The following is a 23,808-nucleotide window of genomic DNA, read 5'->3' on the forward strand; positions in this document are numbered from 1 at the left end:
CAGAGGGAGAAGACCATGGAATTCACTCGCGTTGCGCGCTCCGGACAGGTTTCCGAAGGCATCGTGCGCCGCTTCTTCGCCGGCGAACACGAGTTCGCCGTGGCGCGCCTGAACGGGAAGGCCTACGCCACGTCGAACTACTGCACGCACCTGGACTGCCTGCTGTCTTCGGGGAAACTCGTCGACGACGGCATCGGATGCTCCTGCCACGGAAGCGTATTCGACCTGGAGACCGGCGAACCCGTGTGCCCGCCGGCGACCGTGGCCATCAAGACGTATCCGGTGGAGGAACGGGACGGCGAGATCTTCGTCGGCATCGATCCCGACGACACCAGTTCCATCCCGCGCCGGCGGGCCGCGCGGGGGTGCATGAAGTGAACCCGCGACCGTCCACTCTCTCCGCCGACGGCATGGTCTCGTCCAGTCATCCCGCGGCGAGCACGGTAGGTGCGCGTGTGCTGGCCGACGGAGGCAACGCGATCGATGCGTCGCTGGCCATGGCCGCGATGACCTGGCTGACGTTGCCGGGACAGTGCGGGATCGGCGGTGACGCATTCGCCGTCGTTCGCGAACCGGACGGATCGGTGTGGACGGTCGGCGGCAGCGGCTTCGGTCCCGACGGCGGCGACGTGGAGTTCTACACCGAACGCGGGTTGCGGACTATTCCGTTGGACGGGGCGCTGGCGGTGGCCGTGCCCGGAGCCCCGGCCGCCCTCGGCGCGCTGCACGCCGGTGGCGCGACCCGCTCGCTGGAAGATCTCTGGGCGCCTGCGGTGCGCGCGGCAGAGAACGGGCTGCCCTGCTCGGCCAAGACCCGTGAGGACGTGCGAGAAGCGCAGACCGCGATCGCCGCCGACCCCGGACTGCGTGCGGTGTACCTCCCCGACGGCCGGTTGCCGCAGGTCGGGGAGTTGCTGCCGCAGCGCGACCTGGCCAGGTCGATCCGTTCGCTCGCGCGCGATATTCACGGCTTCTACACCGGCTCCTTCGCGCAGCGAGCCGTCGAGGCGCTGCGCGGCGGAGGGGCACCGTTCAGCGGGGAGGAGTGGGCGGCCGGCGCCGACGTGCGGGCGGAGGCCGCGATCAGCGGGCACTACGCCGGTGCGGTCATCCACCAGACTCCGCTGCCCACACCCGGATGGATGGTCCTCCAACAGGCGGCGCTGTGCGACGGCGTGGTGGGCTTCTCGCCGTGGCTCACCGCCCCGGCAGTCGATCGCATGGCGCGGGCCGCGCGACTCGCCTTCGAGGACCGGCTCGCGACCTGCGGTACCGGCAACGACGGGTGGAAGGCGGTGCTGGAGCCCGCAGCGGTCGGGGCGGCGAGAGCCCGGCTGGACGGCCACCGGGCGTCGTCGGGGGCCTTCAGCGTGACCGCCGGCGACACCACCTCGACAGTCGCGGTGGATTCCGAAGGCCGTGCCGTCAGTTTCATCCACTCGCTCGCCTTCACGTTCGGCGCGAAGACGACCGTCCCCGGCACCGGAGTGGTGCTGAACAACCGATACGGCCGCGGGGCCTACCTGATCCCGGGACATCCCAACGCGGCGGCGCCCCGCCGCAAACCGCTGCACACCCTCAACGCATGGGTGATCACCGATACGTCCGGGAACCTCCTGCACGTCGGCAACACCCCGGGCGGCGACGGCCAGGTGCAGTGGAACATGCAGCTGATCTCCCACCTGCTCGACCACGGACTCGGCCCGGCGGAGGCCGTCGCGGCGCCACGTTTCACGGTCTTTCCCGGAAGCGACGCCGATGTGGTCGGTCGCCCGGCGGAACTGCGGTGCGAGTCACGAGTGCCCGAAGAAGTGCGCAGTGAACTCCGGGCCCTCGGACACGACGTCACACTGCAGGGGCCGTGGGCCGCAGGCGGAAGCGCTCAGATCATCTCGGTCGACCCCGGGCGCGGTCTGCTGTCCGGCGCCGCGGACCCTCGTCAGGAAGGAATCGCGCTCGGTGTCTGAGCAGGAATCCGTCGCGGCGGCCCCGCGACCCCAGGGCCGCTACATTCCCGCCGTCGTGCACGGCGGAATCGCCTACAGCGCCGGGATGACACCACGCCGCGGCGGTGAACTGACCGTCACCGGCATCGTCGGAAGGGACGTGGACATTCCGGAGGCCCGGGAGGCCGCAGGGTTGGCGGCGAGAAATGCGATCGCCGCCATTTCCGCGGCCGTCGGCGGCACGGCGGCCATCTCCCGTTGCCTGCGCATGAGCGTCTTCATCGCGTGTACGCGGGACTTCCACGAGCTGTCCGCGGTGGCCGACGGAGCGTCCGACGCGCTGGTCGAGAGCCTGGGATCAGAGGCTCTGCCGGTGCGCAGTGCGATCGGCGTGTACGCCCTGCCGTCCGGTGCGCCCGTGGAGATTGAGCTCACAGTGGCCGTATCTCCGTAGACCCGGTACCGGGCACTCGGGTATAAATACATCTTGTGTCTATGTTGTATTCCGCCGCGGAGCAGGCCTACCGCGAGGTCAAGGAGCTCATCCTGTCGGGCGGTCTGCCCGGCGGTGAACTGATCAGCGAGGGCGAGATCGCCGGACGGATGGGCCTGAGCCGCACCCCCGTGCGCGAGGCCTTCCTCCGGCTCGAGGCCGAGGGTTGGATGCGGCTGTACCCGAAGCGCGGCGCCCTGATCGTGCCCGTCGCGGACGGCGAGGCGGAACACGTGGTCGACGCCCGGCAACTCGTCGAGACGCACAGCGTCCGGCTGCTCGCCGACCAGCCCCGCACCCGCGAACTGCTCGTTGCGCGCCTCCGCGAGAACCTCGTGGAGCAGCAGGAGATCGCGGAGCGAGGTGACGTCGCCGCGTTCAGCGCCGCGGACGCCGACTTCCATCGGATGATCGTCGAGGCCGGGGAGAACCCGCTGCTCGCAACGTTCTACTCCAGCATCCGTGAACGGCAGCGCCGGATGACGGCCCACTCGATCACCCGCGATCCGGGCCAACTGCCCCGGATCATCGCCGACCACGAGAACTTGACCGAGCTCGTCGAAGCGGGTGACGCCGCCGGGTTCGACGCCGCGGTGCTCGTCCACATGCGGCAGGTCCACGCACTCAATCCGAGAGGAGTCGCGCGATGACCGTCGTCCGGGACAACCCCGCGGACACTGCCGTCGAGCCGGTGTCGTCGCCGCGGCACTGGATGCTGGTGGCCGCGACGATGTTCGCGGTGGCGTGGGGCGGCAACGAATTCACCCCGCTGCTCGGGATGTACCGCACGGACCACGGCTTCTCGGCGGTGACCGTCGACCTGTTCCTGTTCGCGTACGTGCTGGGGATCGTCCCCGCACTGCTGCTCGGCGGGCCGTTGTCCGACCGCCTCGGGCGGCGTCCGATCCTGCTGCCCGCCCCCGTTCTGACGATCGTCGGGTCGATGCTGCTCGCGTTCGGCTCCGACTCGGCGGCCCTGCTGATCGTGGGACGCATCCTGTGCGGCGTCGCGCTCGGGCTCGGCATGGCCGTCGGCGGCAGCTGGGTGAAGGAACTGTCGACCGCGCCGTGGGATCCCGCCGCCACCGACGGCGCCGGCGCACGCCGGGCAGCGATGAGCCTGACCGGCGGATTCGGTCTCGGCGCGGGCGTCGCCGGTGTTCTCGCCCAGTGGGCGCCGCTGCCGAGCGTGCTGTCCTACGCCGTGCACGGCGCGATCGCCATCGCTGCTGCGGTCGCGCTGTGGCGGGCCCCCGAGACCCGCACGGCCCAGCCCGTGTCCGAACGAGTCTCCCTCGTCCGCGACCTCGCGATCCCGTCCGCCTCCCACAAGCGGTTTCTCTTCGTGATCGCGCCGCTCGCACCGTGGGTGTTCGGGACGGCGGCCGCCGCCTACGCGGTGCTGCCGTCGCTGATGTCCGGCCACACCGGTGGGCTGCCTCTCGCGTTCTCCGCGCTCATGTGCATGGTCGGCCTCGGGGCGGGCTTCGCCATCCAGGCACTCGGTCGCAAGATCGACACGCCCCGCAACGCGCGCGCCGTCGTGGTGTCGCTCGTCTTCGTCCTCGCCGGAATGGTCGCGGCCGTCGTCGCGGCGTCCGCGCTGACCGTTCCGCTCGCGCTCGTCGCCGCCGTCGTGCTCGGCTGCGGATACGGCATGGCCATGGTGTCGGGACTGCAGGAGATCCAGCGGATCGCGGGACCGGACGACCTCGCCGGACTCACCGCGGTCTTCTACTCGCTGACGTATCTGGGATTCGGGACGCCCGTCGTGATGGCATACCTGTCCGAGACGTTCCCGGCGGTGACGTATCCGAGAATGTTCGTCTTCGGCGCGGTCGCGGCCGCGGGATGCCTCGCGCTGGCACTCACCAAGTGGCGGTCGTACCTCCCGAACTCGGAGGTGACGGCAGATCACATCGGTGGCAGCGTCTTCTCCCCGAGCCAGGAATCCCACAGCCGGCGCAGTGGTTCGTCGGTGTAGTGGGTTGCCAGGTCGGTGAACTGCTCACTCGTGACCGTGGAGTGGCGATGGACCAGCGTCCACTGCCGCAGCAACGCGAAGAACTTGTCGTCGCCGAGCCGGCGTCGTAATGCGTGAAGTGTGAGAGCGCCGCGCTTGTAGACGCGGTCGTCGAACATCAACTGCGGTCCCGGATCGGCGATCACCAGATCCTGCGGTTTCCGGGCCAAGCCCTGATGCGCCTGGACTGCGAGTCGGTGCGCCGACGGCCCACCGGAGTTCTCCGACCAGATCCACTCCGCGTAACAGGCGAATCCCTCGTGCAACCAGATGTCCCGCCACTGGCCGAGCGTCAGGCTGTTGCCGAACCACTGGTGGGCGAGTTCGTGCGCCACCAGTCGTTCGGACCAGCGCCGCCCGGTGCAATGGTTGGCGCCGAAGATCGACAGCCCCTGCGCCTCGAGCGGGATCTCCAACTCGTCGTCGGTCACGACCACCGTGTAGTCGGCGAACGGGTAGGGGCCGAACAACCGGCCGAACACGTCCATCATCTGAGGCTGGCGGCCGAAGTCCACGTCGAACGACGCACGCAGTCGCGGCGGGTGGACGGCGAACATCGGAACACTCCCCGACGCGAAGCTGCGGCGTTCGTACGGTCCGATCTGGATGGTGGCCAGGTAACTCGGCATCGGCTCGGTCTGCTCGTAGACCCACGTCGTTTGACTGGCCCGGGTCTGCTTGCCGACCAGGGCCCCGTTGGCCACGGTGTAGTACGGCGAATCGGTGGTGATCGCGATGCGGTAACTAGCCTTCGAACTCGGATGGTCGTCGCAGGGAAACCAGGACGCCGCCCCGTTGGGCTGGCTCGCGACGAGCGCTCCTTCCGACAGTTCCTCCCAGCCGACCTCGCCCCACATGCTGCGGATCGGTTTCGGGGAACCCCCGTATTGAACGGTGAGCACCAGGGCGCCACCCGCCGGGATCTTCTGGGCGGGCGTGATGATCAGCTTGCCGTTCCGGTGCAGCCACTTCGTGTTGCGGGAACCGTTGGCCGCGACCTTCGTCACGTGCAGGTTGGACGCCAGGTCCAGGGCGAACCGGGACCGTGCCTCGGTGGTCACCGCGGTGATCGTGGCCTTTCCTGCCAAGCGGTTGCTGTGGACCTTGTACGCGAGTTCGAGGTCGTACCGCGACACCCGGTATCCGCGGTTGCCGTTCTGGGGGAGGTACGGATCGACCGGTTCGTCGATCCCCTTGCCGGGCTTCACGTGCCCGGCCACGGGGCGATCGGGTTGCCCTGCCACCGCGTGGACGGCGGCACCGTGTCGCCGCGCATGACGAGGGAGGCCGGACCGACCGTGGCGCCTTCGCCGATCCGGGCGGCGGGCAGCGCGACACAGTGCGGGCCGAGGGTGGCGCCGGCTCCGAGGATGACGGTGTCCATGGACATGATCCGATCATGGAACAGGTGAGTCTGCACGACGCACCCCCGTTCCACGGTCGCGCCGTCGCCCAGCGTCACGAGATCGGCCTCGGGGAGCCAGTAGGTTTCACACCACACACCCTTGCCGATGGTGGCGCCGAGGCCCCGCAACCACACGTTGAGTACGGCGGTGCCGGTGGCGGCGCGCGCGAACCAGGGCGCGGCGACGGTCTCCACGAAAGCGTCCGACACCTCGTTCCGCCACACGAACGAACTCCACAGCGGATGCTCGATCTTCCCGATCCGTCCCACCACCAGCCATTTCGCGATCACGGAGATCAGCCCGGCGACCGCACCCGCGACGAGGAGGACGATCCCGCTGGTGAGCGCCGCGAGCCAGAAACCGACGAGGTCGGTCATCACCTCCAGCGCGAACAACACGCCGAGGCCGATCCCGAACGTCACGATCACCGGAATGAGGCGGCACGTTTCGACGACGGCGCGAGCGACCTTGAGCCGGAACGGCGGACGGAACGTGCGGCTCGCGTCGGTGTCGCCGGGCGCACGGCGGAGGCGGACCGGGGGACTGCCCAGCCAGGAGGAACCGGATTTCGCCTTCGACGGAGTGGCCGAGAGCACCGCGACGAGTCCGTTCTTGGGAACCCGCCGACCGGGACCGGTCATCCCGGAGTTGCCGAGGAAGGCGCGCTTGCCGATCTTCGCGTGTTCGATGTGCATCCAGCCGCCGCCGAGTCCGTAGCTCGCGATCATCGTGTCGTCGGCGAGAAACGCGCCGTCGGCCACGGTGGTGAACTTCGGCAGCATGAGGACGGTCGACGCTTCCACGTTCTTGCCGATCCGGGCGCCGAGCAACCGCAGCCATCCCGGCGTCAGCAGGCTCGCGTACAGCGGGAACAGGAAGGTGCGGGCGGAGTCCATCAGTCGTTCGGTGGCCCACACCTGCCAGCCGATGCGACTGCGCACCGGGTGATACCCCTCATGCAGTCCGATGGACAGCAGCCGAACGGACACGACCGTCAGGACGGCGAACACGGCGAGGCTGACGAGCGTCGCGACGGGCAGGATCACCACGGACTGGAGTACTGCGGACCCGAGCGTGCCTGCGCTGCGGATCCACCACCCGATCACCACGATTCCGGCGACGAGCGCGAAGATCGGCAGCCCGGCGATGAGCATCGACGTCACACCGAACACGGGAACCCAGTACGACGCGCGCCGCGGCGTCTCCTCCGGCCACGGGTGGACGGCCTTGCCCACCTTGACCGCGGGCGAACCGGCCCAGTGCTGATTGGCCTTGACCCGTCCGAACACGGCGGAACCGGCCTCGACTTCGGCGTTACGCCCGATGGTGGCGCCGGGCAGCAGTGTCGACCGCGCGCCCACCGAGGCGCCGGGACCGATTTTGATCTCGCCGATGTGGACGACGTCGCCGTCGACCCAGTGCCCGGACAGATCGACCTCGGGTTCGACCGAGCAGCCTTCGCCGAGTTCGAGCATGCCGGTGACCGGTGGCAGCGTGTGCAGGTCCACACCCTTGCCGACCGTGGCGCCGAGCGCCCGCGCGTAGTAGAGCATCCACGGGGCGCCGGACAGGTTCGCGGCGCCGCTGGCCTCGGTGAGGCGCAGTGCCACCCACAGTCGCACGTGTTCGCTGCCCCCTCGGGGATACGTTCCCGGCTCGAGTCCGCGCAGCAGGATCCGTGAGCCGATCACCGAGATCGCCATCCGGCCGACCGGGCTGATGAACGCGAAGAAGGCGAGCAGAATCCACAACCACGACACCGTCGGCGCCCACGGCACGGCCGCGAACCACGAGAAGGCGTTGTTCGCGATCGCCAGCCACGTGACCCACTGCAGGCCGGTGAGGGTGGTGAGCGGAACGGTCGCCGCGATCTGCGCGAGCTGGCTTCGCCGCGGAGTCGGGGTGACCTCGCGGGGTTCGGCGGCGTCGATCGGCGCCAGCTCGTCGAGGTATTCGGCGAGTGAACCGAGCCGTGGATGGTCGTAGAGCTGGGCGACCGTCACCTCGGGGAACCGTTCGCGCAGCGCCGTGACCAGCTGGGCGGCGGACAGCGATCCGCCGCCGAGTTCGAAGAAGTCGTCGTCGGACCCCGTGATCTCGGCGCCGAGAATCGACGTCCACAACCCGGCGACCCACGCCTGCGTGCCCTCGAGACCCAATTTCTCCGCGGCGTCGTCGACACCCGGCGGAGGCCAGGGGAGTGCGTTGCGGTCGACCTTCCCCGACGTTCGGGTGGGGAGTTCGTCGACCAGCACCAGCCGCGGGACCAGCGCCGCGGGGAGTTGCCCGGTGAGCGCGGCGTGCGCCGCCTTGAGGTCGAAGTCGGGGTTGGTACTGGCCAGGTAGCCGACGAGGACCTGGTGACCGGCACCGGTCCTGCGTACGGCCGCGGCCGCGCCGCCGACGCCGGGAAGGTTCTGCAGGGCGTTGTCTACCTCGCCCAGTTCGATCCGCCTGCCACCGAGTTTCACCTGATCGTCCGCGCGACCCTGGAAGAGGAGTCCGCTGCGGTCCAGGCGGACGAGGTCGCCGCTGCGGTAGGCGCGATCCCAGCCGAGCGTCGGCATCGGGGCGTACTTCTCGGCGTCCTTCGCCGGGTCGAGGTACCGGGCCAGGCCGACACCGCCGATCACCAGTTCGCCCACCTCGCCCTCGGGCACGGGTTCCCCGGCCGCGTCGACCACTGCGAGATCCCAGCCGTCCAGCGGGAGGCCGATGCTGACCGGACTCTTGCCGTCCATCAGCGCGCCGCAGGCCACGACCGTCGCTTCGGTGGGCCCGTACGTGTTCCACACCTCGCGCCCGTCGACGGCGAGCCGCTCCGCCAGTTCGGGTGGGCAGGCCTCGCCGCCGAAGATCAGCAGTCGCACCGCCTCGAGCGCTTCGGCAGGCCACAGCGACGCCAGGGTCGGCACAGTCGAGACGATGCTGACGTCGCGTGCGACGAGCCACGGTCCGAGGTCCATACCGCTGCGTACCAGGGACCGGGGCGCGGGAACGAGGCAGGCACCGTGACGCCACGCGAGCCACATCTCCTCGCAGGACGCGTCGAACGCCACCGACAGTCCGGCCAGCACCCGGTCTCCGGGCCGGATCGGGTCTTCCTGCAGGAACATCCGGGCCTCGGCGTCCACGAAGGCCGCTGCGTTGCGATGGTTCACGGCCACGCCCTTGGGGGTGCCGGTGGACCCGGAGGTGAAGATGATCCAGGCGTCGTCGTCGACGGTCGGCGGACGGGCGCTCGGCGACTCTTCCCTCTCCGGGGCGGTGCCCGAGGAGATGCCCGTGCCGGTCACCACGCACCGCACCTGCGCCTCACCGAACACGAGTTCGGCGCGTTCCTCGGGGTCGTCCGCGTCGACCGGTACGTACGCGGCGCCGACGGCGAGCGTCGCCAGGATCGCGACATACAACGAGCAGGACCCCGAGGGCATGCGGATACCGACACGATCGCCGGCCCCGACGCCCGATTCGGCGAGGACCTCGGCGGTCTGCCGGATCTCCTCGAGCAGTTCGCGGTACGTCAGCGACGTCGTACCGTCGTCGACCGCCGGGGCTTCGGGGTTCGCCTCGGCAGTGGCGACCAGGATGTCGACGAGGGTGCGCGGCGCCGGCGCGAATTCGCGGCGGAGGAATTCCCGGGGTATACGGAGCGACAGGTCCGAATCCGTCGGCGACTGGAGAGACAATCCAGGATTCCTTCTCTGAGCGGTGGTGGTGCGTACGGCTCGTTATCTCACGATCAAGTGACCAGATGGTGAACAGTTGGTGGTGCGTAGGGCTTCTTCGACCATTCTTCACCCGCAGTTCGCATGTTTCGCGCCGCACATGTCGAAGTTCCTCCGACTTCTTCGTCGTCTGGTCAGAAGGAGCACCCGAGTTCCTTCTTTTCGAGGAAGGATGACCTCATGTACTACCTGGCATTGCTGGCGGACGAGAAGAACGCCACCGAATGGGCACCGGACAGTCCGGAGTTCGCGGTGGCCGTTGCGCGCCACGAGGCGTTCACGGAGAGTGCGGGCTCCGCGATCGTCGGAGGTGGTGCGCTGTATCCGAGCGCGGAGGCGGCGACCATCCGGAACGAGGACGGCCGCGCGCTGATCACGGACGGTCCGTTCGCGGAGACCGCGGAGGTGGTCGGCGGTTTCTACGTCCTCGAGGGACCGGACCTGGACGAGGTGCTCACTGTCGCGCGGCACATCCCCGAGGCGATCATCGAGTTGTGGCCGATGTTCGAGTGGATGCCCGTGACCGATCAGAAAGGTTGCTGGATGGCGCTGCTCCGCGAACCGGTGGCGGCGGCGGTGGCGCCGGGCACACCCCAGTGGGACGAGGGAATGGCCGAGCACGAGAAGTTCGGTCGGCTCGCCGGGGCCGCGGTGCGTGGCGGCGGAGCCCTCTATCCGCCGGACTCCGCGACGACGATCCGCGTTCGCGACGGGGAACTTCTGCTCACCGACGGCCCCTTCGCCGAGACAGCCGAGGTCGCGAACGGTCTGTACGTGCTGGCTGCCGACGACCGGGAGAGTGCGATCGCGTTGTCGGCGAAGATCCCGGTGACGCCGAAAGGCTGCATCGAACTCCGGCAGATCGTCGGCTACGCCGAGTAATGGACGGCGACACGCTGAGCCGCGTCTTCCGGGACGAGTCCGGTCGGGCGCTGGCCACCGTGGCACGGATGGTCGGCGACCTGTCCCTCGCGGAAGATGCGGTGCAGGACGCGTTCGCCGAGGCGATCCGCAGCTGGCCGGATTCGGGTCTGCCGCGGAACCCGGGAGCCTGGATCACGACCGTTGCCCGCAACCGGGCGCTGGACCGGTTGCGCCGGGAGTCGTTGCGCGGCGACAAGGAGCACGACGCGGCGCGGCTCGTTCCGCCTCCGGACCTGGAAGAGGTGTGGCCGGTGCGTGACGACCAGTTGCGGCTCATGTTCACGTGCTGCCACCCCGCGCTGTCCCCGGAGTCGCAGGTCGCGTTGACTCTCCGGCTGGTGGCCGGACTGCGGCCCGCGGAGATCGCCCGGTTGCTTCTCGCCCCGGAACCGACCGTGTCCCAGCGACTGACCCGCGCCAAGTCGAAGATCCGGACAGCCGGTATCCCGTTCCGGGTCCCGCCCGACCATCTGCTGCCCGAGCGCACCCCGCAGGTGCTCGCCTGCATCTACCTGGTGTTCACCGAGGGTTACTCGGCCACGGCCGGCGACACCGCGATCCGGGACGAACTCTGCGACGAGGCGCTGCGGCTCGGCAGGCTGCTGTGCGAGCTGATGCCGGACGAGGGGGAGGCGTGGGCGCTGATGGCGCTCATGCTGTTCCACGACAGCAGGCGCGCCCAGCGCACCGACGACGCCGGCGATCTCGTCTCCCTCGAGGACCAGGACCGTCGGCGATGGGACCGGACGAAGATCGCCGAAGGCGTCGTCTGCCTGCGGGCCGCGCGGCGCAGGGGAGGCGGACCCTACGGCGCGCAGGCCGCGATCGCGTCCGCCCACGCGACCGCACCGAACTGGGCGGCCACCGATTGGGACGCCGTCGTCGCCGGATACGACGAACTCGGCACGTACGGTGACTCGCCCGCAGTCCGCCTCAACCGCGCTGTCGCGGTGGGATTCCGAGACGGCCCCGACGCCGGTCTCGCAGAGTTGGACGCGCTCGCCGGCAACCCGAGGCTGGCGCGGACGCACACCCTGCACGCCACCCGTGCCGATCTGCTGCGCAGAGCAGGCCGGACCGCCGAGTCGACGGTGGAGTACCGCGCCGCGATCGGGCTGGCGGCGAACGAACCGACCCGCCGTTTCCTCGCGAGGAGGCTCGCGGAAGTGGACCCGGCGAACAGTGCCTCCTAGATCCGCCCGCGCGGCTGGTGCTGGGTGATGCAGTGGATGCCGCCGCCCCGGGCGAAGATCTGCCGCGCATCCACCGTGACGACGCGGCGGCCGGGGTAGACACTGGACAGGATGTCGCGGGCGAGGGAATCGTGGGGGTCGTCGAAGCCGCACGCGATGACGCCGCCGTTGACGACGAGATGGTTGATGTAGCTGTAGTCGACCCAGCCCTCGTCGTCGCGCAGGACCGTCGGGGCAGGCACCTCGACGATCGTCCACGGCGCACCGGACCGGTCGCGGCTGTCGGCCAGCACCTTCTGGATCTCGTCGGTGACCTCGTGATCGGGGTGGGATCGGTCGCGCTGGGAGTGCAGCAGAGCCACCCCGGGCGCAGGCAGCGCCGCGACGATGTCGACGTGTCCCCTGGTGCCGAACTTCTCGGAGTCCCGCGTCAGTCCGCGAGGAAGCCATACGACGTGCTCGGCGCCGATCGTGCGCGCGAGTTCGGCCTCGACGCCCGCCGCATCCAGTTCCGGGTTGCGCAACGGGTCGAGTTGCACGGTCTCGGTGACGAGTACGGTTCCGCGCCCGTCCACCTGAATTCCGCCACCCTCGTTGACCATCGACGACGGCACCGGCCGGGCCCCGGACCACGCCGTGACGGCCGCGCCGATCGACCGGTCGTGGTCCCAGCTTGCCCAGTCCTGCTGTCCCCAGCCGTTGAACGTCCAGTCCACGGCACCGAGGCGGTCCTCGTCGTCCAGGACGAACGTGGGACCGATGTCGCGCATCCAGGCGTCGTCGAGGGGAGCCTCGACCACGTCGACGTCCGAGGACAGGTACTGCCGCGCGGTGTTCCGGTCTGCCGGATCGACGACCATCGTGACCGGTTCGAATTCGGCGATCGTGTGGGCGACGGCCGTCCACGCGGTTCGCGCCTCGTGGGCGTCGGCTGCGGTTGCGGTCATCGACGCCCCGAGGGGCGGGAACGCCATCCACACCCGCTCCTGCGGTTCCGTCTCGCTGGGCATCCGCCAGGTCATGACCGGGTCTCCGCGGCGGCGACCGTCGTCGGAAGTCCGTAGGGGTGTTCGTGGTCGACGGCGTCCCTGAGCCGGGCGTACGTGTCGGGCCTGCGGGTGGTCAGGAACGGGAAGAGATCGAGCCAGTCCTTGCGCTGATCCAGGTCGAGATCGGCCAGCAGGACCGCCTCTTCGTCGCGGGGCGCGGACACCAGCACACGGCCGTACGGGTCGGAGATGAACGAGGAGCCGTAGAAGTCGATGCCGCCCTCGTTGCCGCAGCGGTTCGGGACGACCATGAATGTGCCACTGGCGATGCCGTTTCCGACGATCACGTGCTGCCAGATCGGTTGCGTGTCGAACGCGGGGAAGCTCGGTTCCGACCCGATCGCGGTGGGGTAGACCAGGATTTCCGCGCCGCCGAGCGAGTACATCCGGGACACCTCGGGGAACCACTCGTCCCAGCAGGTCGGTAGCCCGATGGCGGCGCCGCCCAGTTCGGCCGGCCGGTAGACGGGGTAGGCGTCGTCGGCGGGACCGCCGCGGAAGTAGGTGTCCTCGTAGTAGCCGGCGCTGACGGGGATGTGCAGCTTGCGTGTCCGGGAGAGCAGTTCCCCGGACGGGGCCACGAGGATGGCGGTGTTGAAACCGAGACCGTCCGGACCGTCGGCCTTCTCGTAGAGCGAGGCGTGGACGCAGACCTGGTGACGGGCAGCGGCGGCGGCCGCGAATTGGTAGGTGGGTCCGGACGTCAGGTCCTCGGCGTCGCGACCGGGTGTACCGGTTGCGCGGACGTCGGCCGGGTACTTCGACAGCGTGAGTTCCGGCAGGAACACCACCGCCGCGCCGAGTGCTGCCGCCGCGCCGATCGCGTCGGTCAACCCGGTGCGCAGTGCGTCTGCATCGGCCTGCCAGCGGTGCTGCACCAACCCGACCCGCAGCGGAGTGCGCGCGGATGCTGCGGAGCGTGCCGGGGAGGAGGGCGCCGGCAGTGCGGTGATCGTGCGAATGGTCATCGTTGTTCCTTCGGTCTGGATGGGGCGGGGGTCTCGGTGGTGCGGTGGGGGGACTCGGACATCACGACGTCGATCGCGCCGAGCAGGTGGGAGTGGGCGTCCTCGGTGGTGATCTCCTTGCAGAGCCACCGCCCGGACAGTCCCTCGACGAGGGCGGTCATCGTGACCGCGGTGCGCCGGGGGTCGAGCGAGGGGGAGATCTCGCCGGTGGCCTGCGCCTGCCCGATCGCGTCGGCGATCTCGGCGACCCAGGCCGCGGTGGTGCGGGCGAGCGGTTCCCGCAGTGCCTCCTCGTATACCGCGGCGGCGCGTAATTCGTTCCAGGCCAACGAGTTCTCCACCACCTCGGGGCGGTCCTGGATCTCCCCGAGGAGGGAGCGGGTGAGCCGGTCGCGGGCGGAGTCGCTCGATCCCTCCCCCTCGCTGCGGTAGGCGCGGGCGCGGTCGTTGATGTAGTTCAGGGCCGCTTCGAGGAGGCCGATGCGATCCTTGAAGTGGTAGTACAGGAGGCCCGGCGACACGCCGGCGACTTCCGCGACATCGTTGACCCGCAGTCCGCGGATGCCTCGTTGTGCGATGGCCGTGGCGCTGGCCTTCAGAATCGCATCTCGTCGCTCGCTCATCGGTGAATCTCCCTTCGGTTCGTGTCGTCCTAGGACGTCGGCGCCTCGACCGGGGCCACATGTTCGGGCCACAGTCGCAGCGCGACGAGGTAGCCGGCCACGGCGATGGCCGACGATCCGACAAGACTGACATCGACACCGTGCGCGAGGTCGGCAAGGGGGCCGGAGTACAGCGACGTGTCGACGGCGAGAACGCCGAACACCGATCCGGCTGCCCAGGGGACGACGGCGCGCAGATTCCAGCCGCGGGTGAACCAGTACCGCCCGCCCTTCCGGCCCAGGTTGAAGACCTGAAGATCGACGGGGTCGTACTCCCCGCGCCTCGCCACCAGGAAGCCGACCACGTTGATCGCCACCCACGGTGCCGCGAAACCGTTGAGCACCAGGGTCATCGCGGTGATGGAATCGACGGCGTCGACGACGAAAACACCGATGTAGAGCAGTGCCACGGCGAGCGCAGACGTGATCAGGGTGGTGTGGACGCGTCGCAACCGGGGGATCAGCGCCTCCAGGTCGAGCCCGCTGGCGTAGACGTTGAGGACGCCCTGGCCGAGGCCACCCGCGAGGGCGACGAGGACGATCGGCAGCACGTACCAGCCGGGTGCCTCCGCGACCAGGTCGGCGACGTACGAGTCGCTGAGCGTGGTGAACGTCGAGGCGGTGAACGACCCGAACGCCGCGGTCAGGAACAGTCCGAAGAAGATGCCGGCCATGGTGGCCGCGACGATCGAACGGTCGCTGAACCGCACCCGGGAGATCCGCCTGCTGTAGTCGCCCAGCGTGGGGGCGTACGACAGCGGGCCGCCGACGGCCAGGACCACGGCCAGGATCCAGGTGGGCCAGAACCCGCCGAGCAGATAGTCGCCGCCTCCGGCCCCGCCGTCGAAGCGCCCGCCGAACGCGAACACTCCGAGTAGGAGCAGGACCGCGACGACGGGCAGCACGAACTTCTGGAGCGCGACCACCGTGCCGTGACCGAACAGCGCGACGGCCACGATCTCGGCGGCGATGATGCCGTAACCGAGGGCGAGCATGCCGTTGTCGATCGGGGTGCCGAGCAGTCGGTGCGCGGCGGCGATCAGCGCATCACCCGAGGTCCAGACCGCGATCGCGGCATACGCGAGGGCGAACAGGAGGGTGAGGCCGGAGCCGATCATCCGCCCGCTGACTCCGAAGTGCGCACCACTCGACACGGTGTTGTTCGTGCCGGTGCGCGGGCCGAGGAGCGACAGCGGACCGATGAGGAGCGTGCCGAGTCCGATGCCGACGGCGCTGGCGGCGATCGCGCTGCCGAAGCCGAGACCGAACGTGATGGGGAGCCAGCCGAACACGATCACCGAGAACGCCAGATTGCCGCCGAAGAACACCGCGAGCATGTTGAGCGGTCGCGAATCACGCTCGGATTCGGGGATGTACTCCACGCCGATCGTTTCGACGTGCCCGAATCGGTCCTCGGGCGGGGAGGGAGCGGGGTCGTCGAGAGGCGTTGTCGGGTCGAGATTCGTGGACACTGCGGACCTCACTTCTGCGGCGGAGGTGACCGGCATCACGTCCTGTTGAGTACCGAACCTATTCCAAACTGAAAATTCAGTCAAGACCGTCGAGTGATGTCCACCACCTCGGGTGGTGAGGAGTTTGCGCTGCTACGGGCCCCGGACCAGATATATGTGTGACCCATTGTTTCATGTATCTCTCACCCATCGGAGTGCCCGTGACTACCGCCGAGTTCAGCCGCCGTCTCGCGAGCCCGCGCAGGCTCATCGCACCGGGAACGGCGTTCGGTCGACCCGGTGCCGAGGGCAAGCAGTGAGGTCGCCGCTCGTCCGGTGGCAGCTGATCGGCTTCGTCCTCGTGGCCCTGGCGGGACTCGTCTACGTCGGTGCCAACTACGTGCGCCTCGACAACCTCCTCGGGTTCGGCGAATACACCGTGAACCTCGAGTTGGAGACGTCGGGTGGCGTCTTCACCAACGCGGAAGTGACGTACCGCGGCGTGCCGGTGGGGCGCGTCGGAAACATGTACCTGACCGCGGACGGCGTCGTCGTCGAATTGAAGATCGAAAAGAATGCGCCCGACGTTCCCGCGTCCGCGAAAGCCGTTGTGGCGAACAGGTCGGCGATCGGCGAGCAGTACGTCGACCTCCGGCCCGACACCGACCGCGGGCCGTTCCTGGCGAACGGATCCCGCATCGCCGCGGCCGATGCCGAGACACCCGTACCCGTCGAAGAATTGCTTGCCAGCACGCAGGGATTGACGCAATCGGTGCCGATCGATGCGCTCCAGACGGTAGTGACGGAACTCGGTGCGGCATTCGACGGTAAGGGTCAGGACCTCCAGTCGCTGGCCGACTCGTTGTCCGGGCTGTCGGCGTCGGGCACCGAATCACTCGATCGCACGGTGGATTTGGTGCGCGACAGTCGGACTGTGCTGAACACGCAGTCCGAACAGTCCTCGGCGATCGAGAATTTCAGCGCGGACCTGGACTCGCTCGCGGATCGGCTGCGCACCAGCGATCCGGATGTGCGGCAGCTGATCGACAACGGAAACTCTGCGAGTGGGCAACTGGGACAGCTCGTCTCGGAGATCGGACCGGGAACCACCGCGAACCTCGCCACCCTGTCCGCCGCCGCGAAGGCGATCCGTCTGCAGGCCGCCGCCCTGCAGACGCTGTTCGTGTATCTGCCGGGGGTGGCGGCGGCGTCGTCGACCATCGCGCCCGACGACGGGACCGTCCACCTCGGCCTGGTGGCCGAGACGAACAACCCCCCGTCGTGCACCGTCGGTTACGAGGGCACCCAGGCGATCCTCGCCGAGATGAAGCGGAAGGACCCGAACTTCGACGACACGCAGCAGGACTTCCCACAGAACACCGCGGCGTCCTGTGACGCTCCGCAGGGCAGTCTCACCGGTGTCCGCAGTGCGAACCGGATCGTGTTCGGAGACCCCGCCACCGTGCAGCCGTGGGACTCCGAACCCAAGAAGGACCCGAAAAGACTGGACCTCAACCCGATTGCGAATCAGCTCGCCCCGCTCCTCGGGGTGACACCCCACTGACGCGAGATCTGGGGCCGGATACCGGGCCCTTGCGGGTTTCGGGTTGACAACGGCGCGCCGATCCTGCAATCTTCGAAACAGGTCACGAGTACCAGCGTCAAGCCCCGGCTAGCTGGTCGGCAACCCTCCACCGCGGCGGGGTGCTCCGGGTGACGACCAGGCTGAGGTTCACACCGAACCCGGCAAGCGCGGACTCCGAGAGGGCACCGACCCTGCGACGAGTCCCTGACTACGAGGGATGTCGTGATGACTGCTGTATTGACCGCTGACGTGTGTGTTGCCCCGCTGGCCCAGGTTTCGGGCTCCGACCTGCGGGTTCCGCTGGTTCAGGGTGGCGACTGCGCCTACGTCAACTTCGACTACGCGGCCAGTGCGCCGGCGTTGGCGCAGGTGACCGACCGCATCGGGGCCCTGCTGCCCACCTATTCGAGCGTGCACCGCGGCGCCGGCTACGCGTCGCGGATCTCGACCGACTGCTACGAGAAGGCCCGCGACTCGGTTGCCCGGTTCGTCGGTGCGGACGACGACCAGGTGGTGGTGTTCACCCGGAACACGACCGACTCGCTGAATCTGCTCGCCGGCTGCGTCCCCGGCAGCACCGTCGTCCTCGACATCGAGCACCACGCGAATCTGCTGCCCTGGAAGAACTCTCGCGTCGTGAGGGCGGCGGACACGCTGGCCGAGACCGTGCGGCTCCTCGTCGCCGAACTGTGCTCCAAGCCCACCGCACTGCTCGCGGTGACCGGTGCGTCCAACGTCACCGGTGAGGTGCTGCCGATCGCAGTCCTCGCCGACGTGGCACATCGTTGCGGCGCACGGATTCTCGTCGATGCCGCGCAACTCGCACCGCATCGCCGCATCGACCTCGCAGAGTGCGGTGTCGACTACCTCGCGTTCTCCGGGCACAAGCTGTACGCCCCCTTCGGCGCCGGAGTGCTGGTGGGCCGCCGGGACTGGCTCGACGCCGCCGATCCCTACCTCGCGGGCGGCGGAGCGGTACGAAACGTGACCGTCGAATCCACCCAGTGGGCGCCCGCCCCTGCCCGGCACGAGGCCGGCAGCCCCAACGTGCTCGGTGCGGCAGCCCTCGCCGCCGCGTGCGACGCGCTGTCCGAGCTGGACTTCGGAGCCGTGGCCGAACACGAGTCGGCCCTCACCGCCCGGCTCCTGGACGGACTCGGCTCCGTCGACGGCCTGGAGTTCCTGCGCCTGTGGTCGGATGCCCCCGACACGGTCGGGATCGTGACGTTCACGATCGACGGCTTCGAGCCGGGGGAGATCGCCGCCTACCTGTCCGCCGAACACGGCATCGGGGTTCGTGACGGACGCTTCTGCGCCCATCCGCTGCTCGGGCGCCTCGGCCGGCCTGACGGTGCCGTCCGGGTGAGTGTCGGGCTCGGCAGCTGCTCCGAAAACGTGGACCGGCTGGTCGAGGCCGTGCACGCCCTGGTGGCGGGATGCCGAAACTGGGCCTACGCCAAGGAGAGCGGCCAGTGGAATCCGGTGCCGGAGACCCGTTTTTCGCGGGACGCGCTAGTATGAGCGCATGGCATCGCAGGCTGGGAGCACAATGATTGCTCACTGGTGCCGTCGGCATGTCGATCTGTGCCGAACCGCCTCGGGTATGTGTTCGAGCTGACCGTTCTTCCAGCTCCGTTTCATTCACACGTCATTCCCGAGGAACCCCAATGTCTCGAGACAATGCCTTCGTTTCCCGTCCCCTTCGCGTCGCCGTCGAGCTGACCGGATCGGGCCACCACCCGGCGGCCGAGGGCGCCGCCGGCACCCGCCCGATCAACGGTGCCGACTACTGGGTGGACCTGACCGCCGCCTCGACGGATCAGCTCGACCTCACGTCGTTCCCGCCGAACGTCGTCCGGATCCGGGCCTCCGATCTGCGTGAGGCGCAGCAGGAACGCGCACGGATCCGCGCCGAAATCGTCGCGGACGGCCGTGACCCCGACAGCGTCACCGTGCTGGTGGACCTCGAGGTGCTCATCGCCGCCGAGGCCCGTGCCGCGCGCAAGGAGCTGGCGCTCCTCGACAGTGCGCTGGAGACCCCGCGTGTGCCAGTGTCCTTGCAGTACATCGGAACTCCGGCCGGGCTCGCCGGGCTCATCGCCGACATCCAGGCGGCCGGTGTCGCCGACGGAGTGACGCTGCTGCCGCTGTCGCTGCCCAGGGTTCTGGAACAACTCGTCGACGGCACCCTTCCGTGGCTGGAGGAGCGAGGCCTCGTCACCTCGGCCGACGCCGTCGACGAAGCGCTGCGCCGCTTCGACCTGCCCAGCCGCGAGCGGGTGCTGGCCTCCTGAGCCGGTCAGTTGCCGTTCTTCGCTGAACCCAGCGGAGTGGGCCGGTAGTACCTGCCCTCGTGGTAGAGCAGGGGCGCGGACGCAGAATCGTCGTCCGCGTCGGCATGGACGCGAGTGACGAGGCCGATCACGAGGGTGTGATCGCCGACGGGAATCAACTGGTCCACGACGACTCGCAACCAGCTGGGAGTTCCGTGGAGGACCGGTTCGTTGGTGTCGAGCCGCGCCCAGAGCGACTCGTCGGAGAACCGCTGGTCGGCGCTGCGCGAGAACCGCTGGGCCAGGTGCTGCTGGTGCTCCCCGAGAAGGTGGATCACCAGCGAATCCGCTGAGTGCAGCGCCTCGATGCTCGACGAGGTGTTCGCGATGTTGAACGACACCAGCGGCGGATCCAGGGACACGGACGAAAACGAGGATGCGGTGAAGCCGACGGGGCCGGATCCCGCGTCGAGGGTCACGATGGTGACGCCCGCCGGGTGACGACGCAAGGCTGCGCGGTAGTCGTCCGCGCTGATTCCGGGCGCGGGTGCGGGGTCGCGGGGGAGACGCGAACCATCGACGGTATCGGCGTTCTCGGCTCTGTCGGACACATCATTCTCCGGGTCGGCCCGTGTGGGTCACTCGCGTTCACGAGATGTGCCGTCAACTATAGGGGCGCGGCCGGCCGGGGATTCAGTCGACGTCGATCGCCAGGCCGGCGGTGATCCGCACCAACTCCGAGAACGACGTGCGGAAGACGGTGTCCGGGTGCCCGGCGGCCGCCCACAGTTCCGCGTACTCCGACAAGGCGTTGTCGACGTAGGTCGGGAGATTCGTGGGATGGCCGAGCGGGGCGATACCGCCGATCGGCTGGCCGGTGGCGATCCGCACCATGTCGAGAGGCGCCTGGGTCAGATTTCCCTGCAGACGTTTGCCGGTGTTCGCCAGATCCACCTCGTGCGCCCCCGACACGAGGAGCAGGATCGGGTCGTCGTCGAGGAGGAACACCAGCGACTTGGTGATGGACCCGATATCGACCCCCAGGGACTCCGCTGCCTCGGCCGCGGAGTGGGTGGAGTCGGGCTGGGTCACGATCACCCCATGGTGCCCTCGCGCGATCAGAGTCTCGGCGACATGCGCGGCGTGGGGGTGCAGGGGCGTCGGCATGAACCAAGAGTAGGTCCATTCCTCCGGAACGACATCAAGAAGCGTCGTCCGACACGACATCGGAACGGGGCGTAGTCGATTCCGCCTTCCGGAGACCTCGCGCGGTGAACCCGAAGAGCAGTCCGAGACCGATCACGGAGTACAGCGCGAGCGCGAGAGCCGGCTGCCCCAGCCCCACGCCGTCGAAGTACACGATGCTGCGGATTCCCTCGGTACCGGCGCCGGGGGTGATCCAGCGTCCGATGGCCGAGTAGAAGGCGGGGATGACGTGGGAACCGAACGCCCCGCCGGCGCTGGGATTGCCCAGAATCACGAAGACGGCGATCGCGAGGGGCACCGCCAGGACGCCGACCGCGGCGCGCAGTCCGAGGGTGAACAGGGCGGTGCCGAAGACGACACCGGTGCCGAGAAGCCACAGCGGGAACCAGTGGCCGGCGAACGTGCCGAGCACATGAGTGGTGATCAGGGCGCCGAGGGCACCCGAGACCACGGCGTAACCGAAGAGGACTGCGGTGTGCGCGGCGGCCTGACGCAGGGTCCGCGGCGCGCCGATGAAGAGCCCGATCGCTGCCGCGAGGAGATAGCCGCCGACCACCCACCCGACCGCCAGGTAGAAACCGGACAGTCCGCGGTTGTCGTGCACGCCGACGGGAATCTCGTCGCGGACGGTGAACTGGCGACCCTGACTGTTCTCCACCTGGGCGAACACCGATTCGAGCGCGCTGGAGATGGAGCTGCCACCGGCGCTCGCCGTGATCAGAGTGTCGGGCCCGGCCGAATTCACGACGAACGCGCCCTGGATCTCGCGCTCGTGGAGGAGTCGCCGGGCTTCCGCGGTATCCGAGACGACACGTGCCCGGAGCGGGCCGCCGTCGATCGCATCGAGCCGGTCGGCGACCTGCTGGTCCGTACCGGCAGGCACTCCCTCCGACGCGACGACGGCGATCTCGATGTCACGCGGGGTGGGCTGATGGAACGCGGCCACGTAGCTGAGGATGAAGCCGAGCTGAAGGAGGAGGACCCCGAAGACCAGCGCGACCATCACCTTGGGTGCGCCGTATCGGGACACCGGACTGTCGTGGTGCGCGGGGGTGCGGCTGGTGGTGTCGCTGTCGGTCATGGTCATCGGACGTCCTCGATCCTTGTCGATACCGCGGGTATTGAATACCCTAGGTATCGTGACTGACGATCGTCAACCGGACAGTCGTCACACCGAATGGACGCCGGCGACGCGTCCCGGTCGTGACGTCGTGCGTCAACGCCTCCTCGACGCCGCGGCGGAGGAATTCGCAGAACGTGGTTTCAGCGCGGCCAGGCTCGCCGAAGTCGCGCGCAGGGCCGGGTTCACCAAGGGTGCGGTCTACTCGAACTTCGAATCGAAGCAGGACCTGTTCGCCGAACTCTTCGCGGCGCGCTCACTAGAACTCGCGGGACGGGTGCTCTCCGAGATCGCCGGAATGAACCCGTCGGACGCCGCGGGCAGAGGCGGCGAGGCCATCGCGTCGTGGATGGTGCGCGAGCCGGGATGGTCGCTGCTGGTACTCGAGTTCGGCGTGCTCGCCGCCCGGGACCCGCAGATCGCGCAGGCCTACCTGCGGGAGCGGCGGCAGTTGCGGGGCAAGCTCGTCGAATTGATCGGTGAGCGGGCGCGGGAGTGGGGGGTGGACGACGCCTTCGACGTCCGCACCACCGCCATCTCGCTGATGGCCCTCATCTCGGGACTGGTCCTCGAGCACTCCGTCGATCCGGAGGAAGTGGATCAGCCGACGATGGGAGCGGCCGTCACTGCGCTGTTCGCCGGGGCCGTCGCCCGCGCCGGGGCCTGAACGCCGTCGAGGAACTCGTCGATGTGCGCCCAGGTCGAGTCCTTGGCCTTCGGTCCCGCGACGAGACCCAGGTGGCTGCCTGGCGCGGACTCGAACCGCACCGACGGAGAACCGGTGAACACGTCCGTCGCCGCACGCACCGACGCGATCGGGGCGATGACGTCCTCGGTGCCTCCGATTGCGAGAACCGGCACCGCGAGATCGGCCAGCGTGATCGCGCCGTTCCGGGTCTCGAAACTCCCCGCGGCGAGCGCGTTCCCGAGGATCAGCTGGGTGCAGACCTGGCGGAAGAACCGGGCCGGATAACCCGGCATGTCGGCCATGAACCGGTCGATGGACTCCATGCGCGCGAGCGTCTCGGTGTCGTGCAGGTTCCTGGCGATGAACCACGGCTTGGTGAGCTCGCGCTGAAGCGCGGTGAAGCGGTAGCTCGCCTGGACCAGCGGAGCGGGCAGGCCGCCCATCGCCCGCGTCGCGGTGGTGAGGGGGCGATCGCCGGTGAACCGGCCGACGATTCGCAGCGGCGCGATCATGGTCACCGACTCGTAGTCGATCGGTGTGCCGATCGCCGTCACCGAGCCGATCGGCAGATAGTTCCGGCCCGCGGCGGTCAGCAGTGACATCGTTCCCCCGAGACTCCAGCCGATCAGGTCGACGGGTGCGCCGTCGTGGAGCCGGGACACCCGGTCGACGGCCGCCGGGATGAAGTCGTCGATCCAGTCCTCGAACCCGAGGCCGCGGTCGGAGTAGCCCATCGAGCCGTAGTCGACGAGATACACCGCTTTGCCCGAACCGACCAGGTGCGCGGCCAGGCTCTGGCCCGGCCGGAGGTCGAAGCAGTGCGCGGGCGCCGCGAGCGGGGGCACGAGAAGGACGGGCTGGCCACCGTCGGTCCCGTTGGTGTCGAACCGGGACAGGTCCTGATGGGGCGCCTCGTGGATGCGCGTCGACGGGGTTCGCTGGACCGGCGCGATTCCGCCGCCGAAGGACAGTCGCCAGGCGTTGCGGGTCAGCGTGTTCAGCGTCGGGTTCCAGACGATGTCGAGCACGGATTTCCTCTCGTGGCGGCGCAGATCCTTAGGGTATCTGTGACGTCAACATACAGGTAATCTCG

Annotated in this window: 22 protein-coding genes and 1 riboswitch; of the genes, 12 read left to right on the forward strand and 10 right to left on the reverse strand. The window is 69.0% G+C overall.

Annotated elements, in window-relative coordinates; genetic code table 11:
* The first annotated feature begins 15 nt into the window (after nt 1-15).
* From RJ1_RS21120 to RJ1_RS21140, 5 genes are read left to right on the forward strand one after another with little or no spacing between them, the layout of a single operon-like run.
* Nucleotides 16-378, forward strand: a complete 363-nt coding sequence (locus RJ1_RS21120; protein WP_005245019.1) for a Rieske (2Fe-2S) protein — start codon at nt 16-18, stop codon at nt 376-378.
* Entirely contained in the window at nt 375-1,967 is a 1,593-nt protein-coding gene (locus tag RJ1_RS21125; protein ID WP_073363629.1) for a gamma-glutamyltransferase family protein, read from the forward strand. Before RJ1_RS21120 ends, RJ1_RS21125 begins: the two co-directional genes overlap by 4 nt.
* Nucleotides 1,960-2,400, forward strand: coding sequence for a RidA family protein (locus tag RJ1_RS21130; protein ID WP_073363631.1), 441 nt, complete (start codon nt 1,960-1,962; stop codon nt 2,398-2,400). Before RJ1_RS21125 ends, RJ1_RS21130 begins: the two co-directional genes overlap by 8 nt.
* Before the next feature lie 41 nt (nt 2,401-2,441).
* A complete protein-coding gene (locus tag RJ1_RS21135; RefSeq protein ID WP_073363633.1) occupies nt 2,442-3,089 on the forward strand; it encodes a GntR family transcriptional regulator in 648 nt (215 codons plus the stop codon).
* Complete coding sequence (locus RJ1_RS21140) at nt 3,086-4,423, forward strand: MFS transporter (RefSeq protein ID WP_073363635.1); 1,338 nt, start codon at nt 3,086-3,088, stop codon at nt 4,421-4,423. Before RJ1_RS21135 ends, RJ1_RS21140 begins: the two co-directional genes overlap by 4 nt.
* Here RJ1_RS21140 and RJ1_RS21145 read toward each other — a convergent pair.
* Nucleotides 4,354-5,682, reverse strand: coding sequence for a M1 family metallopeptidase (locus tag RJ1_RS21145; protein WP_240319811.1), 1,329 nt, complete (start codon nt 5,680-5,682; stop codon nt 4,354-4,356). The genes RJ1_RS21140 and RJ1_RS21145 overlap by 70 nt on opposite strands.
* On the reverse strand, nt 5,667-9,557 hold the full coding sequence (locus tag RJ1_RS21150) for a Pls/PosA family non-ribosomal peptide synthetase (RefSeq protein ID WP_073363639.1): 3,891 nt from the start codon (nt 9,555-9,557) through the stop codon (nt 5,667-5,669). The genes RJ1_RS21145 and RJ1_RS21150 overlap by 16 nt, the downstream gene beginning before the upstream one ends.
* A 219-nt stretch (nt 9,558-9,776) precedes the next feature.
* Between RJ1_RS21150 and RJ1_RS21155 the strand changes: the two genes are divergently transcribed.
* On the forward strand, nt 9,777-10,478 hold the full coding sequence (locus RJ1_RS21155; RefSeq protein WP_073363641.1) for a YciI family protein: 702 nt from the start codon (nt 9,777-9,779) through the stop codon (nt 10,476-10,478).
* On the forward strand, nt 10,478-11,713 hold the full coding sequence (locus tag RJ1_RS21160; RefSeq protein WP_073363643.1) for an RNA polymerase sigma factor: 1,236 nt from the start codon (nt 10,478-10,480) through the stop codon (nt 11,711-11,713). The genes RJ1_RS21155 and RJ1_RS21160 overlap by 1 nt, the downstream gene beginning before the upstream one ends.
* Here RJ1_RS21160 and RJ1_RS21165 read toward each other — a convergent pair.
* From RJ1_RS21165 to RJ1_RS21180, 4 genes are read right to left on the reverse strand one after another with little or no spacing between them, the layout of a single operon-like run.
* Nucleotides 11,710-12,735, reverse strand: a complete 1,026-nt coding sequence (locus RJ1_RS21165) for an agmatine deiminase family protein (RefSeq protein WP_073363645.1) — start codon at nt 12,733-12,735, stop codon at nt 11,710-11,712. The two genes, RJ1_RS21160 and RJ1_RS21165, sit on opposite strands and share 4 nt — an antisense overlap.
* Entirely contained in the window at nt 12,732-13,730 is a 999-nt protein-coding gene (locus tag RJ1_RS21170) for a nitrilase-related carbon-nitrogen hydrolase (RefSeq protein WP_073363647.1), read from the reverse strand. Before RJ1_RS21170 ends, RJ1_RS21165 begins: the two co-directional genes overlap by 4 nt.
* The gene (locus RJ1_RS21175; protein WP_073363649.1) at nt 13,727-14,353 is read right to left on the reverse strand and encodes a TetR/AcrR family transcriptional regulator; all 627 of its coding nucleotides are present in this window, start codon (nt 14,351-14,353) and stop codon (nt 13,727-13,729) included. The genes RJ1_RS21170 and RJ1_RS21175 overlap by 4 nt, the downstream gene beginning before the upstream one ends.
* 29 nt (nt 14,354-14,382) lie before the next feature.
* Complete coding sequence (locus RJ1_RS21180; protein ID WP_073363761.1) at nt 14,383-15,864, reverse strand: purine-cytosine permease family protein; 1,482 nt, start codon at nt 15,862-15,864, stop codon at nt 14,383-14,385.
* 295 nt (nt 15,865-16,159) lie between these two features.
* Between RJ1_RS21180 and RJ1_RS21185 the strand changes: the two genes are divergently transcribed.
* From RJ1_RS21185 to RJ1_RS21195, 4 genes are all read left to right on the forward strand, one after another.
* A complete protein-coding gene (locus RJ1_RS21185; RefSeq protein WP_073363650.1) occupies nt 16,160-17,407 on the forward strand; it encodes an MlaD family protein in 1,248 nt (415 codons plus the stop codon).
* An 80-nt stretch (nt 17,408-17,487) separates the two neighbouring features.
* Nucleotides 17,488-17,602, forward strand: a riboswitch (SAM riboswitch).
* Nucleotides 17,603-17,653: 51 nt separating this feature from the next.
* Nucleotides 17,654-18,949, forward strand: coding sequence for an aminotransferase class V-fold PLP-dependent enzyme (locus RJ1_RS21190; RefSeq protein ID WP_073363652.1), 1,296 nt, complete (start codon nt 17,654-17,656; stop codon nt 18,947-18,949).
* Nucleotides 18,950-18,977: 28 nt separating this feature from the next.
* A complete protein-coding gene (locus RJ1_RS48855) occupies nt 18,978-19,046 on the forward strand; it encodes a putative leader peptide (RefSeq protein ID WP_369325290.1) in 69 nt (22 codons plus the stop codon).
* A gap of 49 nt (nt 19,047-19,095) precedes the next feature.
* Nucleotides 19,096-19,722, forward strand: coding sequence for an LLM class oxidoreductase (locus RJ1_RS21195; protein ID WP_073363654.1), 627 nt, complete (start codon nt 19,096-19,098; stop codon nt 19,720-19,722).
* 5 nt (nt 19,723-19,727) lie between these two features.
* On the opposite strand, the gene RJ1_RS21200 is transcribed toward RJ1_RS21195, so the two are convergent.
* The 3 genes from RJ1_RS21200 to RJ1_RS21210 form a co-directional block, all read right to left on the reverse strand.
* The gene (locus RJ1_RS21200) at nt 19,728-20,237 is read right to left on the reverse strand and encodes a flavin reductase family protein (protein WP_338049600.1); all 510 of its coding nucleotides are present in this window, start codon (nt 20,235-20,237) and stop codon (nt 19,728-19,730) included.
* A gap of 157 nt (nt 20,238-20,394) precedes the next feature.
* On the reverse strand, nt 20,395-20,868 hold the full coding sequence (locus RJ1_RS21205) for a YbaK/EbsC family protein (protein ID WP_073363658.1): 474 nt from the start codon (nt 20,866-20,868) through the stop codon (nt 20,395-20,397).
* 34 nt (nt 20,869-20,902) lie between these two features.
* Nucleotides 20,903-21,994: an ABC-2 transporter permease gene (locus RJ1_RS21210; RefSeq protein WP_073363659.1), complete on the reverse strand. Its 1,092-nt coding sequence runs from the start codon at nt 21,992-21,994 to the stop codon at nt 20,903-20,905.
* On the opposite strand from RJ1_RS21210, the gene RJ1_RS21215 reads away from it, so the two are divergent.
* Nucleotides 21,987-22,694, forward strand: coding sequence for a TetR/AcrR family transcriptional regulator (locus RJ1_RS21215; protein ID WP_073363762.1), 708 nt, complete (start codon nt 21,987-21,989; stop codon nt 22,692-22,694). The genes RJ1_RS21210 and RJ1_RS21215 overlap by 8 nt on opposite strands.
* On the opposite strand, the gene RJ1_RS21220 is transcribed toward RJ1_RS21215, so the two are convergent.
* Nucleotides 22,628-23,743, reverse strand: a complete 1,116-nt coding sequence (locus tag RJ1_RS21220; RefSeq protein WP_073363661.1) for an alpha/beta fold hydrolase — start codon at nt 23,741-23,743, stop codon at nt 22,628-22,630. The genes RJ1_RS21215 and RJ1_RS21220 overlap by 67 nt on opposite strands.
* Nucleotides 23,744-23,808: the final 65 nt, after the last annotated feature.

This window comes from Rhodococcus jostii NBRC 16295, assembly GCF_001894825.1.
GTDB lineage: Bacteria > Actinomycetota > Actinomycetes > Mycobacteriales > Mycobacteriaceae > Rhodococcus_F > Rhodococcus_F jostii.